Origin of the sequence: Niallia sp. FSL R7-0271 (assembly GCF_038005785.1) — a bacterium.
GTDB lineage: Bacteria > Bacillota > Bacilli > Bacillales > Cytobacillaceae > Niallia.
The window spans coordinates 2,958,852-2,977,257 of record NZ_JBBOTZ010000001.1 but is presented as its reverse complement, the minus strand read 5'-3'; the positions used below and the strand labels follow the sequence as shown (position 1 = coordinate 2,977,257).

Annotated in this window: 11 protein-coding genes and 1 other annotated feature (1 of these 12 running past the window's edge); of the genes, 8 read left to right on the top strand and 3 right to left on the bottom strand. The window is 39.7% G+C overall.

Going from position 1 to position 18,406, the window contains the following annotated elements; genetic code table 11:
• Window positions 1-228 precede the first annotated feature (228 nt).
• The gene (locus tag MKX82_RS15185; RefSeq protein WP_341078181.1) at window positions 229-3,921 is read left to right on the top strand and encodes a DNA translocase FtsK; all 3,693 of its coding nucleotides are present in this window, start codon (window positions 229-231) and stop codon (window positions 3,919-3,921) included.
• A 282-nt stretch (window positions 3,922-4,203) separates the two neighbouring features.
• Entirely contained in the window at window positions 4,204-5,502 is a 1,299-nt protein-coding gene (gene murC, locus MKX82_RS15180) for a UDP-N-acetylmuramate--L-alanine ligase (RefSeq protein ID WP_233317687.1), read from the top strand.
• Window positions 5,503-5,550: 48 nt separating this feature from the next.
• Here the strand turns inward: murC and MKX82_RS15175 are convergent, their stop codons facing one another.
• Window positions 5,551-6,666, bottom strand: coding sequence for an aminopeptidase (locus tag MKX82_RS15175; RefSeq protein WP_233317689.1), 1,116 nt, complete (start codon window positions 6,664-6,666; stop codon window positions 5,551-5,553).
• Between the two features lie 283 nt (window positions 6,667-6,949).
• Between MKX82_RS15175 and MKX82_RS15170 the strand changes: the two genes are divergently transcribed.
• From MKX82_RS15170 to ytxJ, 3 genes are all read left to right on the top strand, one after another.
• Window positions 6,950-7,393, top strand: coding sequence for a DUF948 domain-containing protein (locus MKX82_RS15170; protein WP_233317691.1), 444 nt, complete (start codon window positions 6,950-6,952; stop codon window positions 7,391-7,393).
• Window positions 7,394-7,409: 16 nt separating this feature from the next.
• Window positions 7,410-7,874: a YtxH domain-containing protein gene (locus MKX82_RS15165; RefSeq protein ID WP_233317692.1), complete on the top strand. Its 465-nt coding sequence runs from the start codon at window positions 7,410-7,412 to the stop codon at window positions 7,872-7,874.
• A 61-nt stretch (window positions 7,875-7,935) separates the two neighbouring features.
• Window positions 7,936-8,262, top strand: coding sequence for a bacillithiol system redox-active protein YtxJ (ytxJ, locus tag MKX82_RS15160; RefSeq protein ID WP_233317694.1), 327 nt, complete (start codon window positions 7,936-7,938; stop codon window positions 8,260-8,262).
• A gap of 40 nt (window positions 8,263-8,302) precedes the next feature.
• Here the strand turns inward: ytxJ and pilM are convergent, their stop codons facing one another.
• The gene (pilM, locus tag MKX82_RS15155; RefSeq protein WP_251646826.1) at window positions 8,303-10,459 is read right to left on the bottom strand and encodes a cell division protein FtsA; all 2,157 of its coding nucleotides are present in this window, start codon (window positions 10,457-10,459) and stop codon (window positions 8,303-8,305) included.
• A 293-nt stretch (window positions 10,460-10,752) separates the two neighbouring features.
• On the opposite strand from pilM, the gene MKX82_RS15150 reads away from it, so the two are divergent.
• The 3 genes from MKX82_RS15150 to MKX82_RS15140 all read left to right on the top strand — a co-directional run bounded on the left by MKX82_RS15150 (window position 10,753) and on the right by MKX82_RS15140 (window position 15,236).
• On the top strand, window positions 10,753-11,829 hold the full coding sequence (locus MKX82_RS15150; RefSeq protein WP_233317698.1) for a bifunctional 3-deoxy-7-phosphoheptulonate synthase/chorismate mutase: 1,077 nt from the start codon (window positions 10,753-10,755) through the stop codon (window positions 11,827-11,829).
• A 366-nt stretch (window positions 11,830-12,195) separates the two neighbouring features.
• Window positions 12,196-13,194 (top strand): catabolite control protein A, encoded by a 999-nt coding sequence (ccpA, locus tag MKX82_RS15145; protein ID WP_233317700.1) that lies wholly within the window; start codon window positions 12,196-12,198, stop codon window positions 13,192-13,194.
• A gap of 182 nt (window positions 13,195-13,376) precedes the next feature.
• Window positions 13,377-15,236 carry a SpoIID/LytB domain-containing protein gene (locus tag MKX82_RS15140; protein ID WP_341078174.1) on the top strand — a complete coding sequence of 620 codons (1,860 nt, stop codon included), beginning with the start codon at window positions 13,377-13,379 and terminating at the stop codon, window positions 15,234-15,236.
• A 43-nt stretch (window positions 15,237-15,279) separates the two neighbouring features.
• Here the strand turns inward: MKX82_RS15140 and MKX82_RS15135 are convergent, their stop codons facing one another.
• Window positions 15,280-18,201: a transglycosylase domain-containing protein gene (locus MKX82_RS15135; protein ID WP_341078172.1), complete on the bottom strand. Its 2,922-nt coding sequence runs from the start codon at window positions 18,199-18,201 to the stop codon at window positions 15,280-15,282.
• A 149-nt stretch (window positions 18,202-18,350) separates the two neighbouring features.
• Window positions 18,351-18,406: a binding site (T-box leader), on the top strand; it runs 173 nt beyond the window's last position.

The following is an 18,406-nucleotide window of genomic DNA, read 5'->3' as shown; positions in this document are numbered from 1 at the left end:
AAGGGTAGTGTGCGTGTTGATTAAGACTAAGAGGGTCTTACTAACAAGCAACTGCCCTTTTTCAATAGGATATTTGGTAAATAATAGATGCGAATAAATGTTTTGCCTTCTTGCAATTAAAATTTTGTAAAATATAATAGAAAAAGCAGGGATAATAGCGATTTTTATCTCGATTTTATTAATAAACTGTTAAAATAGTAGAGAGAAAGATGGAAAGAGTGATTTACAGTGAGTTGGTTCAAGAAAGTAATAAAGCAGTTTATTAAAGAGGACCACGAAGAAACGGACCAATTTGAAGCTGCAGAAGAAAAAAGCGAAGCACCGCATGTACAAAACGATTGGAATAATGAGTGGAAAAAAGAAGTAGATTCAAAGATTATTTATCAATATCCAAAGGGGAAGTTTCGTTTTCCTGTTATATCAGATGATGAAATAGGCATTTCCGGCAGACCAGCCAGACAGGAGAACGCAGCTGAACGAAGGCAGAGTGGTTCAGCCTATGCTAAATGGCAATCACCGCCGGAAGAGGAAAAGCAAAGCACACCAGCTTTTACAGGCAGGCAAACACCGCCCGAAGAAAATGCATTTACTGCAGGCAGGTTTGAGAAGCCAGGTGAAAGAACCCTGCAAGGGGCAGCCAATGCAGGCAAACAAGAGCGCCCGCTAGAAAGAAGACAGTATGGTTCAGCAGGTAAGGAAAGATCTGAATTTCAACAAGGCAGAAGGAAGTCTGCTGTTTCAAATAGGCAGGAGCCTGCTGAAACAAAACCAAGCTCCGATGCCTTACATAACAGAACAAAGCCACGGGAAATACCAGAAAGCAGTCCGAAGAGCTATCAGTCAAAAATGCCGTTTAAACCGACAGAAATACCGTCTCCTATTTATGGATATAATCGGCCGGCAGTTCAAGCTAAACCAAAGATGGAACCAAAATCGGTCCGTCCCGTTATGGACAGCAGCGATTTTCTGACATCTATTATGCGAAGAAAAGAGGCGGAACAAGCAGCCTTACGAGCACAGCAGAAAGAAGAGCCAATCGAGAGCTCATTGCTGGATAAAGAATCATTAGTGCGCCCAAACAGTGGTGAGGAAACGAAAGCTGAACTCACCCCTGAAGCAATAGAGAAAAAAGCCGAACATCTTCTTACAGAAGTAACAGAAAGAAACAAAGCAAAAGAACAAGAAGTAATATATGCTGCAGAGACAGCACTTCTCCCAGAAGAAAAACAGCAAATCGAATCCGCTGCAACCTTAGAGCTTGCGGAGCAACCAATTCCTCATGAAGAACAACAGGAAGTAAGCATAGCAATGCAGGAGTCAAAAGAGGCAGAAGCAGAAATGCCTTTCGTTGTGGAGCTGATAGAGGAAACAAACCTTCAGGTAGAAGCGCCGGATACTTTAGACGCTCGAATCCAGCAGGTGCTAGAGGAAGAAGTGATTGAAGCAGAAATAACAGCAGTTATTGAAAATGGAGAAGACCCTGTCATGCAGGCAGAGGAGCCGTATGCAGTTGAGACAGAAGTTCAGCCTGTGCCAGAGGAAGAAGTGGTTAAAGCAGAAATAACAGCAGTTGTCGAAATGGCGGCAAAACCAGTCATGCAGGCGGAAGAGCCGTACACAGCTGAGTCGGAAATCCAATCTGCGCTAGAGGAAGATGAAGTTGAAGCAGAAATAACAGCAGTTGTCGAAATGGCGGCAAAACCAGTCATGCAGGCGGAAGAGCCGTACACAGCTGAGTCGGAAATCCAATCTGCACTAGAGGAAGTTGAAGCAGAAATAACAGCAGTTGTCGAAATGGCGGAAGAACCAGTCATGCAGGCAGAGGAGTCGGATACAGTAGCGACAGAAGTTCAGACTGCACCAGAGGAAGAAGCTGCTGTTGTCGAAATGGCGAAAGAATCAGTTGTTCAGGTGGAGCCGTACACAATTGAGTCGGAAGCTCAGTCTGCACTAGAGGCAGAGGAAGTAATGGAGGCAGAAGCAGTAGTTACCGAAAGGGCCGAAGAACCTGTCATGGAGGCAGAAGAGCTGAGTATTTCCAACCCAGTAAGCGAACAATTGCGAGAGGCAAATGCAATTCAGCCAGCAGAGCAGACAATATTACTTGAAATGGAAAAAGTGGCAAGCGTTCCAGAAGAGGTGGAACCTGTTGTTCTAAATGCTGCTGAAAATAAGGCTTCTAATCATTCAGAAGCTGTTGGGTTAGATGAAAACTCTTCAAGTGAGCAAGAGACAGCCAAACATGGACAGCAGGAACAGGAAGTGGGAGATAAGCAGGCTAACGAGGCTGACCCAGCTCCGCCTGCCAAGAAAAAAGCTCTTCCTTTTAATGTGTTAATGCTAAATACTGATCGGAAGTCTCTTGAAAATAAAAGAAAACAACAGCCAATAAGCAAACCAGTGCCTCAGCCTGAGCCTGTTAACGATGTGGCAGAAGAACCTGTGACAGAAGAAACAGCAGCTTCACTTGAGTCTGTTGCGGTGCAGGAAGAGCTGCCGTACTATGTCTTTCCTGAAGAGAATTTATTAAACCCGCCGATTTTCGATGTGGAGCATGACGGCTGGATCGAAGAACAGACTGAGCTCTTGAATCATACATTTAAGAACTTTAATGTTCATGCGAGAGTTGTTAATGTCACACAAGGGCCGTCTGTTACAAGATATGAGGTACAGCCAGAGCCTGGTGTGAAGGTCAGCAAGATCACCAATCTTTCAGATGACTTAAAGCTCAGCCTTGCTGCAAAGGATATTCGAATTGAAGCGCCGATTCCTGGCAAGCATACGATTGGGATTGAAGTTCCAAACCGGACAAGCAGACCTGTATTGTTAAGTGAGATTCTTAATAGCAATGAATTTAAAGAGTCTGCGTCTCCACTGACAGTTGCGTTAGGTCTCGATATTTCAGGTAAGCCGATTGTTACTGATTTGCGCAAAATGCCGCATGGATTAATTGCAGGAGCAACTGGTTCTGGTAAAAGTGTTTGTATTAACACAATGTTAGTAAGTCTGCTGTATAAGGCGAAGCCAGAAGAGCTTAAACTATTGCTGATTGATCCTAAGATGGTGGAGCTTGCTCCATATAATTACATTCCTCATCTGGCAAGCCCTGTTATAACAGATGTTAAAACAGCAACAGCTGCCTTAAAATGGGCCGTTGAGGAGATGGAGCGGAGATACGAGCTGCTTGCACATGCAGGTGTAAGGGATATAACTAAATTTAACCAGCTTGCAGAGGAGCATAAACAATATGCGGATAAGCTGCCGTACATTGTTATCATTATTGATGAGCTTGCAGATTTAATGATGATGGCCCCTGCAGATGTAGAGGAAGCCATCAGCAGGATTGCCCAAAAAGCAAGAGCATGCGGTATCCATTTGTTAATCGCGACACAAAGGCCGTCTGTTGATGTTATTACAGGACTGATTAAGGCAAATGTACCGACAAGAATCGCATTCTCTGTATCGTCTCAAATCGACTCAAGAACAGTCATTGATATAAGCGGTGCAGAAAAGCTCCTCGGTAAAGGGGATATGCTTTTCTTAGAAAACGGGACATCAAAGCCAGTCCGCTTACAAGGGACATTTGTTTCAGATGAGGAAATTGATCAGGTTGTTGCACATGCTAGAAGAGAAAGAAAACCGGAATACTTGTTTGAGCAAGAAGAGCTTCTTAAAAAAGTCCAGATGTCTGAAGAGGAAGATGAGCTGTTTTATGAGGCATGCGAATTTGTGATTGAGCAAGGCGGTGCTTCAACTTCAAGCCTGCAAAGAAACTTCAAAATCGGCTATAATCGTGCAGCAAGACTTATTGACATGATGGAGAAACACGGGTATATTTCAGAGGCAAAAGGCACAAAACCAAGAGATGTACTCATTACGGAAATGGAATTTTTGCAGCTTCATGACACGGAACAACATTAATTTTTCATAAACTGTCTGTATCACTAATATAAATCCTTTCAGTAGGGAATATGATTGATACATAGTTTTTCTCCATAAAAGATGGTATAATGAATAAATGTGAGTGAAAAAAGGAAAAAAAAGTTAAATCTGGCCTGATTGGATATTACCTTATTTAGCATTTTCTTTAAAAAGGTAATATCCCTTTACGAGGCCCATAGTGGCGAAATTTATGCTATGAGCAAATTATAGGTTCATTTCATATACTGTGTAAAAGATATACGATAGTTGGAGGTTCTTTATATGACTATTTACCACTTCGTAGGTATTAAAGGGTCAGGGATGAGTGCACTTGCACAAATCCTGCATGATATGGGATTAAAAGTTCAAGGTTCAGATGTAGAAAAAAGATTTTTTACACAGGTGGCTTTAGAACAGTCAGGAATTAAAATTCTTCCTTTCTCAAAGGAAAATATTCAGCCGGGAATGAATGTCATTGTGGGCAATGCTTTCCCTGATACGCATGAAGAAGTTGTGGAAGCAAACGCACTGGGTCTACCAGTTGTCCGCTACCACCGTTTTTTAGGCGACTTTATGAAGCAGTTCACGAGTGTGGCTGTGACAGGCGCCCATGGTAAAACATCCACAACAGGGCTGCTTGCTCATGTGATAAAAGGCGCGAAGCCGACAGCATATTTAATTGGGGATGGAACAGGAAGAGGTACGGAGAATGCGGAGTACTTTGCATTTGAAGCATGTGAGTACAGAAGACACTTCTTATCTTACTTCCCAGATTATGCCATCATGACGAATATTGATTTTGATCATCCTGATTATTTTGCGAATGTTGATGATGTATTTTCTGCCTTCCAGGAAATGGCTTGGCAAGTGAACAAAGGAATCTTTGCTTGTGGTGATGATGAACAGCTTCAAAAAATTCAAGCAAAAGTGCCTGTTGTGTTCTACGGATTTGACGATGAAAATGATTTCCAAGCAAGAAATGTTGTAAAGTCAACAGAAGGTACGACGTTTGAAGTATATGTAAGAAATACTTACTATAATACATTCTCAATTCCGACATTTGGCAACCATAATATTTTAAATGCACTTTCTGTTATTGCTTTAAGTCATTACGAAGATTTGGATGCAAGCATTGTGCAGGAACGCTTAATGTCATTTGAAGGTGTAAAACGCAGATTCTCTGAAAAACAAATCGGAGATCAAGTAATCATTGATGATTATGCACATCACCCAACGGAAATCAAAGCGACGGTTGAAGCTGCAAGACAGAAGTATCCGGACAGAGAGATTGTGGCAGTATTCCAGCCGCACACATTCTCACGTACGCAAACTTTCTTAAATGAATTTGCTGAAAGCTTAAGCTTGGCTGATTCCACTTATTTGTGTGAAATATTCGGATCTGCAAGAGAAAACCATGGCAAGCTTAGCATTGAAGACTTGGCAGAGAAAATTCCAGGCAGCAAAGTCATTTCAGAAGAAAAAATTGAAGCACTGAAAGCACACGAAAAGAGTGTTATCCTATTTATGGGTGCTGGAGATGTTCAGAAATTCCAAGAGGCGTATGAAAAATCGCTTGTGTAAATAGTATAAAAAAGATGCTGCTAAAAGCAGCATCTTTTTTTTGTCATTTTATTTAAGGTTTTCTGGATTCAATGACTCCAGTTCAGGTATAACAAATCTTCCATCCTTACGAATAAGCACACCGTCGAAATAAATTTCTCCTCCGCCATAATCAGGTCTTTGAATATTGACCATATCCCAATGAATATTAGAATGATTGTCATTGAATGCATCATCATAGCATTGTCCTGGTGTGAAGTGGAAGCTTCCATCAATTTTTTCGTCAAACAGAATATCCTGCATTGGATGAAGAATATATGGATTTACCCCAATCGCAAACTCCCCAATAAATCTTGCGCCCTCATCTGTATCAAGGATTGCGTTCAAGCGTTCTGTATCATTAGAAGTTGCTTCAATGATTTTGCCATCCTTGAATGTAAGCTTAACCTGCTCAAACGTGAATCCTTGGTATGGAGATGGTGTATTATAGGTAAGCGTTCCGTTTACAGAATTGCGCACAGGAGCAGTATAAACTTCCCCGTCAGGTATATTCATTTGGCCAGAGCACTTGATGGCAGGAATATCTTTAATAGAGAAAGTCAAATCAGTTCCAGGGCCAGTAATTTTTACTTCATCCGTTTTGTTCATTAGATCAACAAGACTATCCATTGCTTTATCCATTTTGCCATAGTCTAGATTGCAGACATTAAAGTAGAAATCTTCAAATCCATCTGTGCTCATTTTTGCAAGCTGGGCCATAGATGGACTTGGGTAACGAAGCACAACCCATTTTGTCTTCGGAACACGAATTTCCCTGTGGACTTTCTTTCCGATTGTAGAGCCTTCGATTTTCATTTTTTCAGCAGGAACATCTGCATGTTCATTAATATTGTCACCTGCACGAAGTCCAATATAAGCATCCATTTGGCTCATTACATTCGCTTCAAAGGCAGCCATCATTTCATATTGTTCTTCTTGGGCACCTAATAGCAATGATCTGTTCACATCATTATCCTTTAATGAAACAAATGGGTATCCGCCTGCAGCATATGCTTCCTTCACAAGAGCTTTGACTAGCTCCTTTTGCAAACCGAAGTTTTCAATAAGTACTTTTTCTCCTTTTTGCAATCGAATAGAGTAATTAATTAAGTTTTTAGCTAACAGCTCAATACGTGGATCTTTCATAAAATGCCTCCTATATTATTAAAAAATTTCGACTCTTCTTTGTATGTAGATACGTCGAACCCCCGATTATGTGGTCAACTATATTATTGTACCCTAAAAAATATTTTTCTTAAATAATATTGTCTGAAATAACCTAAACTAGGGGAGTCTTTTGACACAAAAGTTATAGGATGAATTTACCTGTTTTATTTGTTTCTGGCTGTTTTTCCAACTATAATAGAAGAAAGGTTTAGGCATTCGCCAAATTGGGAAAAACATTGAAAAAAGCGGAGGTGTATAGTAAATGATTATTATTTTATATTGCAGTGTTGCATTGATTGCCATTGCTTTCACTATTTTGGTAATTTATGTTGCCAGAACATTGAAATCGTTACATATCACACTTGATAGTGTCTCCAAAACATTAGTTGGCCTTGAAAGACAGCTTGATGGTGTCACGAAGGAAACGACCATTTTACTGCATAAGACAAATGTTTTGGCAGAGGATATTCAGCAAAAATCAGAAAGCCTCAACAGTGTTGTCGATGCTGTTAAAGGTATTGGCACTTCAGTTAAAGGATTTAATGATTCTATTCAAAACATCAATCAAAATGTGGAGCAAAAGCTTGTCCACAATCAGGACAAGATTGCCCAAGTACTTCAATACAGCAAGATGTTCTTTAACATCAGAGATCAGTGGAAAGCTCGCAAAGCTGCTGAGAGTAACATAAAAGTAAAAGCTCATTAATTTTTTAGGAGGGGTAATGATGACAAGGGAATACGAAACAACAGTTGTAGAAAATGAAAGCTCAAACGGAAAAGACTTTCTGCTAGGTGCCATTGTAGGCGGAATTGTTGGAGCAGCGACAGCTCTATTCCTTGCTCCAAAGCCTGGTAAGGAACTGATTCAGGATTTGAATCAGCAGGCAGGACTTCTGAAAGAAAAAGGAATTGAGCTCTCTGGCACAGTTAAGGATAAAGGAACTGAGTATATCAGCATTGCTAAAGATAAGACAGGCAGCTTAGGCAATACGGTAACGAAGCATTCCAATGGTTTAATGGAGAAAGTAAAAAATCGAGGGAAAGACGAACAGCAGACAGATAATGTAGAAGCTGCTGCAGGTACGGAAACTGACGACCCTTTCAAGGGCGAGTATGATGAAATCCAAAAGAAACTGGAAGAAACAAAAAAAGCGTTTGATGAAACAGAAAGCAGATATAACCAATAATAAGGTGCCCCAGCTAATGGGGCTGCCTTTTTATGTAAAGACAAAAACTGGAGGGAAATCCATGAAAAAAATTGAGACAGTAGAACAATTGGAAGAGGTTTTGAACAGCAGCAAGAAAGCATTCGTTGTGAAGCATAGTTTAACATGTCCGATTAGTGCGGCAGCATTTGACGAATATAACCAATATGCAGACACAAATAAAGATATCGATACCTATTATTTGGCTGTACAGGAGGCTAGACCGCTATCTAACTATATTGCTGAAACATTCGGGGTTAGACATGAATCGCCGCAAGCTTTGTTGTTCTCTGACCGTTCTGTTGTATGGAATGCATCACACGGTGGAATTACAGTCGACTCTCTTCAAGAAGCAAGTGCACAAGCATAAAAAAAGATGGCAACGGGATACTCCCCATGCCATCTTTTTTTTATGTTGCAGCAACCTTCCAGACAATGGAAAGGTCGTCACCTTTGTCGATAGGTGTTAAAAAGGTTGCTTTTTCCCCATTTTTCATCAGTTCAAAGCTTCCTTGGTTACTTTTTGGCATATCTATTTGCACATATGCAAATAAATCTTGGAATAAGAAGCCTTCAAAAGGTTTCTGTTCAATTTGAATTTTTTCGTTAGGATAAATTTTATCCTCTAGGTTTAATGCTTGCCCATTTCTTGAAACTTGAGCTAGCTGTTTGGAGAGGGTCAATTTCTTTCCATTAAAGGTGACAGGGAGCACTTGAACAAACAGCACCTGTCTTCTTTCCGCCAATTCTGAGACTGTTGGTATCTGCCTTTTTTCAATCATGATTTCATCGTTAGTATCAAAGCTGTGATTTAGCTTGGAGGGCAGTCCGTTTCGATAAAGCTTTCCGGAAAAAGCTGGAATGACAGTATCCTTTTCATTGATTTTTATTTGGAAAGGACGCAATTCCTCCAAAATATCGTATAATTCAAGACCTTCCAAGAGCTCTTGAATGGTATAGACTGTTACTACATCAATTACATCACGATCTTCTATCCATTTATCGAGAGAGGCTGCTTGCCCGTTGCAGAAAACTCTGTCACAAATTGTGTAATCCTTGCCATTAATGCGCACACTTCTGCCAGTATCTGAATCTAGCAAGCTCTTAATCTGTACTTGTGTCTGCTCTCCATCCTTGCCTTTTACCACTTTCAGACTTTGCCCGTTTTCGACTAAATCATCTAATGAACAAATTTCCCCATCTCTTGTAATGACAGGTCCTTCCCCATGGCTTCCTGGGATAGTAATTTTTTGCCCATTTAAAGAAATGATTTTTGCTATTCCCGGCTTGCCGTACAGTTTAGATACGGAGAGGCCAGAGGCAAGCAGACAGTCTCCAATTGTCAGCTTATTTACTTCAAACAGCCTGATAGGCTGTTCGTTCACATAAACAGTTTTATATTGCACAGGAGATTGACCTGCCGCTATCGCAATGCCTGCTGGTGTAACAAGCTCAGGTCCTTTAATAGCCGAATCCTCAAAGGTTAAGTTATTAATAGCATCAATGCCTCTAATTGCAACTCGGTTCGCAGGCAAATTTAACAGCTCTGCTATTTTTTCTTGAAGTGCAGGTGTTTGGCTACCTCCGCCGACAAGCATGACAGCCTTTGGTGACTGATGGTTATTCAGGAGCAGTATTTCCCGGCAAATGGCGTCTGCAAGCTTATCTAATGCAGGAGATATTTGCTTGATAACTTCTGCTCTGCTTATGTCTGTAGAAAAGCCAAGAATATCAGTAATCGTTATTTGCTCCAGTTCAGAGAGCTGTTTTTTGGCTGCTTCTGCTAATGGAAAATCCAATAAATATTGATCGCTGATTGCTTCTGTTATTTCATCCCCAGCGACAGGAACCATGCCATAAGCGATAACAGTGCCTTCATCAGTAATAGCAATATCGGATGTTCCTGCTCCAATATCTACAAGAGCGACATTTAATCTTCTCATAGATGGAGGAATCAATACATTAATGGCGGCAATCGGTTCAAGTGTCAAAGCCTCCATTTCCAAATCTGCCCTGTGCAATGCGGCAATCAATGATTCTACGACAACCTTTGGCAGAAAAGTAGCAATGATCTCTACCTTTGCAACATTTCCCTGCTGGTCAATCAAGCTCCCCATTTCTTGTTCATCAAGTGTGTAACGAAGCACAGAATAACCAACACAATAATAAAATTGACTGTTTTCGCGACTGTTTTTTTCAGCAACCGCACTTTGTGCCTGCTGGACGGCCGCAAGCTCCATATGTAGAATATCCTGCTTAGTCATCATTGGTTTTCTTGCGATTTCTACCGTATAAGCAGCTTTTTCTGTTTTTAGTGCTCTCCCTGCTGCAGCTACACTGACTTTGCGGAGAGGACCATGTTTTTCTTCCATTTTAGTTTTAATTTCCTGAATGATTTTAGCTACTGCAAGGACATCATGTATTTGTCCGTCTAGCATTGCTCTTTCTTTATGCTCAATGGAAAGAATATCTGAAACATGATAATTATCACTATCAGCTTCAATGATAATGCCAACTACGGATCGTGTACCAATATCTAATGCAAATAATTTTTCTTTATTTTGCAAAAAATACACCTTCTTTTAATGAAAATGATAAAAAATGGGTTTATTGTGTACATAATAAATGTTATTGTTTAACTTATATTTACAGAAAAAATATGAATAAAAACGCTTTAGTGCTTAAAAGCGTTTAATTAATAAAGAAAAGTAGTGACAACCGAATAAAGTTGTTTTATAATAAACCCAATTAAAAGAAATGTAACATATTTTTTAGTTGGTATAAAGAATAATCGGCAGTTGTCCAAACAGGTTATAGAAAACACTGATTTGGATTATTGATAGAAGGGATGATGGAGATAGTGAGCAATAAAGAATTGGAAATGCTTCGTGACAGAATTGATGAGTTAAACTTAGAAATTTTAGAGAAGATTAACGAGAGAGCTAACTTAGTCCAAAAAATCGCACAAACAAAAGTGACACATGGAGCACATCGCTATGACCCTGTAAGGGAACGCAAAATGCTTGACGATATTTTAGCTAAAAACGACGGGCCGTTCGATAATGCAACGATTGCCCACTTGTTCAAACAAATCTTCAAAGCTGGTCTGCAGCTGCAGCAAGAAGATGACAGCAAAGCACTTCTTGTTTCCCGTAAAAAGAAACCGGAAGATACAATTGTTGATATTAGAGGAACAAAAATTGGCGATGGAGTACCTAAATTCGTCTTTGGTCCATGTTCAGTTGAGTCATATGAGCAAGTTGCAAAAGTTGCTGAAAGTGTAAAAGCAAAAGGTTTAACATTGCTTCGTGGAGGAGCGTTTAAACCAAGAACATCTCCTTATGATTTCCAAGGTCTTGGTGTAGAAGGTCTAAAAATCCTAAAGCGTGTTGCTGATGAATACGATCTTCGTGTAATCAGTGAAATCGTAAGCCCACAGCATATTGAAGAAGCATTGGATTACATTGATGTTATTCAAATCGGTGCTCGTAACATGCAAAACTTCGAGTTATTAAAAGCAGCTGGTAGTGTGAAGAAGCCTGTATTGCTAAAAAGAGGACTTGCTGCCACAATTGAGGAGTTCATTAACGCAGCTGAATATATTATTTCTCAAGGTAATGACCAAATCATGCTTTGTGAACGCGGTATCCGCACATACGAACGTGCTACAAGAAATACCCTTGATATCTCTGCAGTACCAATCTTAAAGCAAGAAACACATCTTCCTGTATTTGTTGATGTAACACACTCAACTGGAAGAAAAGATTTGCTGTTGCCTTGTGCTAAAGCAGCACTTGCAATCGGAGCAGACGGCGTTATGGCTGAGGTTCACCCGGATCCTGCAGTTGCTCTGTCAGATTCTGCACAGCAAATGGATATTCCGCAATTCGATGAGTTCTACAAATCAATTCTTGAGTCACCATACGTAAGAGCATAATTTTTTGAAAAAAGCAGATGGATGATACCATCTGCTTTTTTGTTTGCTCTTTCATTAGGTATAAGTTTGTTGGAAAATGTCTATAAAATGAGTAGTGATAATAGGTATCACGGGCATTTTAGATTCATATATGTTAGAATATTTAGAAATGAAAACGCTCTGACAACAGGGCTAACCTTAATTAATTAAAAAAAACAGCTTTTTTGAAAAAAAATGAAAGCTTGTCATTGCGGCATTTGCAACGTTATCGTATGATTAAATACATAATCAGACAAGATTAGCTAAATTGAAACAAACAATGTTTAGGTTCTAGCTACTTGCCGTAAAATAAATATAGTGAATGTACGTTTAAAAGGAGTGTAGAACATGAATATTACAATATATGATGTCGCTAGGGAAGCGAGTGTATCAATGGCTACTGTTTCCCGTGTTGTAAACGGAAACCCGAATGTGAAACCTGCAACAAGGAAGAAGGTCCTTGAGGTAATTGACCGTTTAGGATACAGACCTAATGCTGTAGCGCGCGGTTTAGCAAGTAAAAAGACAACGACTGTAGGTGTCGTTATACCTGATATTTCAAGCACTTTCTATGCAGAGCTTGCTAGAGGGATTGAAGATATTGCAACAATGTACAAATATAATATTATTTTGAGCAACTCAGATCAAAATAAAGATAAAGAGCTTCACCTTCTGAATACAATGCTTGGAAAACAAGTTGACGGGATTGTATTCATGGGCGGTAACATTACAGAGGAGCATGTTCAGGAATTTGAAAAGTCTCCAGTGCCGATTGTACTTGCAGCAAGCGTTGAATCAAGCAAAAAGATTGCTTCTGTTAATATTGATTATGCGCAAGCAACTTATGATGCTGTTACTTCTTTTGTAGAAAAAGGACATAAGGTTATTGCACTAGTGCTAGGTTCATTAGAAGAGCCTATTAACAAGTTGCATAAGCTTGAAGGATATAAGCGAGCATTGGCGGATGCAGGCATTGCCTTTAATGAAGATCTTGTTGTAGAAGGAGATTACACATACGAATCTGGTATGGAATCATTTGACAAACTAATGGAATTGGCTGAAAAGCCTACTGCTATCTTCGTTGGATCAGATGAAATGGCAATCGGCGTTATCCACTGTGCAGAAGATAAAGGCTTTAAGGTTCCAGACGATTTTGAAATTATCAGTTCTGACAATACAAAGCTTACACTAATGGTAAGACCGCAATTAACAACTGTTGTTCAGCCGCTTTATGATATTGGCGCAGTGGCAATGAGGTTGTTGACTAAGTATATGAACAAAGAAACAGTGGAAGATGGCATCGTTGTATTGCCTCACCGTATTGAGTCTAGAGGATCAACAAAATAATAATTTTTCAAAAAAAGATGGCTTTGGTAGATGCCATCTTTTTTTGTTTTGTATGTCTTATTTCCCATTAATTACACCTAGTAATCATGTCTTTAGATTTATAAAATGAAGAAGTATTATATTGTTATTTTACTATTTTTATAACTAATAGATAGATAGTCATGGGTAATAGGGGGAAATAGATGAAAAAGATAATGTGTATGTTGCTTATTTGTGCTGTTGTAATTTCTGTCCTTTCACCACAAATAAAGGCGGAAACAGTCCCGATGTTAGAAGTGAAGCTTGTCAATTATCTCGGCAATAATTCTTCCATTACGGTTGTTTTTAATGGAGAATATACCCTTTCCAACGGTAAAAAAGTCAGTGCAGGAACAGAGACTGTCATGAGTATTGTTAACAATGCGTTAAAACTGTCTACAAGCAAAGGACAGGTTCTTCTAGAGAATGGAACAATCACAGCAACTCCATTGAAAACAGATAGCTCTCTAGCATTAAATGGCCGCAGCTATTATGGGTCCTTCCAATTTGTATTAGAAAAAGACACGAAGAATAATAAATTGTATATTCGTCCAATCAATAAAATTGATATAGAAACATATTTAAGAGGTGTCGTTCCGCAAGAAATGCCAGCACTGTGGACCATGGAAGCATTAAAGGCGCAAACAGTAGCAGCAAGAACATACGCCTTAAAACATATAAATGATGCAAATATGGTGGATACTATTGCAAAGCAAGTGTATGGGGGGATTACAGGAAGTCATTCTCGCAGCGATACAGCTGTCAAGGAAACAGAAGGGCTTGTCCTGAAATACAATAATACGTTAATAGATGCAGTATTTTCTGCAAGCAATGGGGGCAAAACAGAACTAAACAGCAGTGTTTGGGGAGGAAATGCAGTTCCTTATTTTGCAGTAGAAGAGGATGCGTATGATTTTCACCCATCTACAAAGGAAAAGTTCCCTTGGGTAATCCAACTAAAACAGCAGCAGGTGACAGACAAGCTGGATTTGGATGCGGCTGACACATGGTGGACATCTGTGAAGGAAGCAGATGCAGACCAGCAAGTGCTGAAAAATATGAAAACCTGGTTGAAAACAGAAGGCTATACAAGTGATGTTAACAAGATAAAAATCTCCACAATTTCAAAGCTGGAACTCGATTTAAAAGCATTGTCAGCTGGTGGGAGAGTTTCTAAAGGATCTGTAAAGGTTGAATATCTGCTGATAAAAGCTGATGGCAATACTGCTGAAAAGAAAACACTAGAATTAAATGGTGTTCCAGCATCAAAGATTCGGGCGATGGTTGGCATCGACAAAATGCCAAGCTATTTAATTGATGTTTCTGAATTAAAGAACGGAATAATTTTTATTAAAGGCCGCGGAAATGGTCACGGTGTAGGCCTTAGTCAGTATGGCGCCAAAAACAGAGCAGAGGCTGGACACAATTATAAACAAATACTACAGTTCTATTATCCCCGTACCACTCTTGTTAAGGAATATAGTAATGCAAGCAGTAACTCGAACACATCAACTAACAAAACAGTAAAGAAAGATACTGTTGCACCTGTTATTTCAAGCTTTAAAGCTAATACCGATTACAAGAAGAATACAGTTAAGCTGTCCATGAAGATTAATAAAGCTGGCAAAACGACCATTATAATGAAAGACTCAAAAGGAAAGACGATCTCCACATTAGCCAATAATAAAGCAGTGAAATCTGGCTCTATTTATGCTGATTGGAATATCAGCAAAATAGCAAATGGCAATTATACTGCTGAAATCACGGCAGCAAACTTGGACGGATATAAGAAAACCATTAAACAAAAAGTAACGATTTCAAAGCCTGCTAAAGAGAAAAAAGGCAGTGTTAAGGCATCAGTGCTAAATGTAAGACAAAAGCCAAGCACCTCTTCAAAAGTGATGACAAAACTAAAGAAAAAGCAAACAGTTATCATTCTTTCACAGCAAGGGACATGGTATAAGGTGAAATCAGGCTCAAAGACCGGCTATGTTTCTGCTAAATATATAACAGTATTAAAATAAAAAAAGACGTTCCGTTAAACGGAACGTCTTTTTTGCAGCAAGATCAAGTATTATCGCTTTTTTCTTCCTCACTTGCAGCGTTAGAGTCTTCTTTATCTGAATCAGTTGATTCATCATTTGTCTGTTCTTGCTTGTTTTTATCCTCGTTCGAAGCTTCTGTTTTATTCTCTTCCTTTTTCTCTGTGTTTTTCGCCGTATCTGCTTTCGCTTTAGAGTTTTCCTCTTTTTTAGCGCTTGTCTTATTGCCGACTTCTATCTTATTAGAGTTAGAAGATTCTTTACCAGCAATATCAACTGCTTTCACAATATAAGCCCCGCTGCCAGCTCTATAGGAGAGACTGTCACTCGCTTTAATGCTTGCGACCTTTTTGCCGTTTTGATACACACGATAGCCGATAACATCTTTTTCCCCGGATCTTGACCAGGTGATCGTGTTACCGCTGCTGCTGATTTTTGGAGCTCCTGGAGCTTTTCCGTTGTCCGTTATTTTATTTGATGGAACAACGACATTTTTCAGCGCTGTGTTATTTTGAATCAAGGTACTAGGATCCGTTACAGTAATTCCAAACAGTTTTTCAATATAGTCAGGATTTAATATAACTCCATTTTCAGCAAATTCACTTGGTGTGGAGTCTAAAGCCATATATTTCGTATCGCCAATCTGCACATATTTCCCTGCAACGATACTGTCATCTGTCTTGTTCGGAACAGCATTTGCTTTAAATAAATCTGTTGTAACAAGTCCCGCTTTTGAACATCCCTCTGAGGCAAGCAAACCAGAAAGGGAGCAGACAGATCGTCTGACAATTCCGCCTGGCATTGTAAAGCTTTCAGACGGGTCTACAAGCTTCGAATCGACATCGTAAGCAGCATTCATTAAATCTGCCCATAAATAGTTATTACGCATGCTGTAGCTCATCGTCCCGGAACTCTGGAGTGATTTAGGTGTGTCATAGCCTGTCCAAACACCGAAGGAAACATTCGGGTTAGTCGCGACAAACCAGGAATCTTTAAAGTCCTGTGTTGTTCCTGTTTTTCCGGCCCAGTCAGAGCTGAATTTCAGACGATTATTAACTGCCCTTGCAGTTCCTTGAGTAATAACATCCCGCATCATATCAATTGTCAAATAAGATGTTTGCGGGCTGAATACTTTCACTTTGTCTGCTTTATGCTTATAGATAACTTTTCCGTCTTTATCAACAATTTTATCAATCATATAAGCATCAACGAACTCTCCGCCATTTGCAAATGTTGCAAAGGCATTCGTATTTTCCTCAACAGAGACGCCGTTTGTTATTCCCCCAATAGAGGTTGCTCTGTTAGAATAATCGGCATCTGTTAATGTTGAAAAGCCCATTTTTTCTAAGTAGGTAGCAGGCTTTTGCGGCAGAATTTGCGCATAAGCCTTTACCGCTGGGACGTTATATGATTCAGCAAGAGCAACCCTTGCGGTTACAAGTCCATGGAATCTGGAATCATAGTTATTCGGCCAGACTGTCCCAGGTCTTGCAGGGTCCAGAGCCAAAGGCACATCTGGAAGGACTGTTCCAGGTGAAAGTGTTCCTAATTCAATGGCAGGACCGTATACGAGCAGCGGCTTCATTGTGGAACCGTTCGGTCTTGGGGCTGTGCTATGGTTTGTAGCTTCTCTGTCATAATCTCTTCCTCCGACAAAGCTGATAATAGCACCAGTCTTATTATCAATCAGCACCGCACCTGTTTCTACAGGCTCCATGATAGTTTTCTTTTCTCCTGTTTCGCTGTTTGTAACAGTTTGTGGTTTATCAGGACCGTAATATGGGTATTTAGCTACTACATCCTGAAATTTATCATACATTTTTTTATTGATTGTACTGTGAATTTCATAGCCGTTCTGATGGATTTGGCGATCAGCCAGCTCATAATACTGCTCTTCCAGAACTTCATCTTCCTCTAAATCCTTCGCATTATAGCCGTCTTCTTTTGCAAGCATTTCAGCGATGATTTGGGTCGCTCTATTTTCAATTTCGTAAGTAACCCAAGGATATTTTTCAGTCGGACTTGCCTCAGGGCTCGCGAAATCCTTCGTTATATCATAGGCAGATGCTTTTTCGTACTCTTCTTTTGTAATTTTATGCTGGTTGTACATTCTTGTCAGAACCGTCTGCAGTCTTTCCAAACCAGGTTCTAAATTCTTTTTGACTGTTCCATCTTGGGTGAACGGAGTATAGCCGAACGGACTTTGCGGCAGTCCAGCGATAAATGCTGCCTGCGGCAATGTAAGATCTTTTGCTTCCACCCCAAAGATTCCTTTTGCAGCAGACTGTACACCGGCAATATTTCTGCCAGAGGCATTTCTGCCGAAAGTAGACACATTTAAGTATGCTTGAAGAATCTCCTCTTTAGAGAAAAATTTCTCCAGCCTTAATGCGAGTAATATTTCCTTTGCTTTTCGTTCAAAGGAAACTTCATTCGTTAAAATCTGGTTTTTGATAAGCTGTTGTGTTAAGGTGCTTCCTCCAGACTGTGTGGAGCTGTTAGAAACTTCCTGAACCAATGCTCTCATTATCGCTTTAGGAACTACACCATCATGCTTATAGAAGTTCTCGTCCTCTGTGGCAACGATCGCATCCACTAAATATGGTGATACATCCTCTATTTGCACTTCTTCTCGTTCTAAATCTGTCGGCAGTTTTCCTAAATAAACGTTATCGGCAAAATACAGTTCGGACGTTTCTTCATAATTATAAATGTCCTTTTGCATCGTCTTGTAGGAGCGGATAGGTTCCTCCTTAACAAGAGAAGCAAAATAGCCTGCACCGATTCCTCCAGCAAAAGCACCGCCGACTATCAGTAGAATAATGAATATCAATATAATATTCCAAGAGACTTCATAAGTGATACGAGCTCTTTTGGCGGTTTTTTTATTGGTGAAGAAGCTTAGGAAACCATGGAGATAGTTTTTCCACTTCGGGCTTTCATTCATATGGTATCATTCCCCCTAAAATCACATACATTATAGCATAAAGCAATGGGCAATATGGACAATGTTCGATAATTTCCAACCTTTTTCGCAAAAGCATTTGACATGCTACGTTCTTTTATGGTAAAAATAACTCAAACTAATATTGATTCGTTATTGCGTTGATGGGAATAAGTAGTTCTTTTATCACTATACTAAGAGAGCCATT

What these genes read in the sequence shown, in the direction of transcription:
- MKX82_RS15140 (WP_341078174.1), top strand. Translation starts at nt 13,377, where the DNA reads ATGAAAAAGATAATGTGTATGTTGCTTATTTGTGCTGTTGTAATTTCT.
- MKX82_RS15175 (WP_233317689.1), bottom strand. Translation starts at nt 6,666, where the DNA reads ATGAAAGATCCACGTATTGAGCTGTTAGCTAAAAACTTAATTAATTAC.
- MKX82_RS15165 (WP_233317692.1), top strand. Translation starts at nt 7,410, where the DNA reads ATGATGACAAGGGAATACGAAACAACAGTTGTAGAAAATGAAAGCTCA.
- ytxJ (WP_233317694.1), top strand. Translation starts at nt 7,936, where the DNA reads ATGAAAAAAATTGAGACAGTAGAACAATTGGAAGAGGTTTTGAACAGC.
- murC (WP_233317687.1), top strand. Translation starts at nt 4,204, where the DNA reads ATGACTATTTACCACTTCGTAGGTATTAAAGGGTCAGGGATGAGTGCA.
- ccpA (WP_233317700.1), top strand. Translation starts at nt 12,196, where the DNA reads ATGAATATTACAATATATGATGTCGCTAGGGAAGCGAGTGTATCAATG.
- MKX82_RS15135 (WP_341078172.1), bottom strand. Translation starts at nt 18,201, where the DNA reads ATGAATGAAAGCCCGAAGTGGAAAAACTATCTCCATGGTTTCCTAAGC.
- MKX82_RS15170 (WP_233317691.1), top strand. Translation starts at nt 6,950, where the DNA reads ATGATTATTATTTTATATTGCAGTGTTGCATTGATTGCCATTGCTTTC.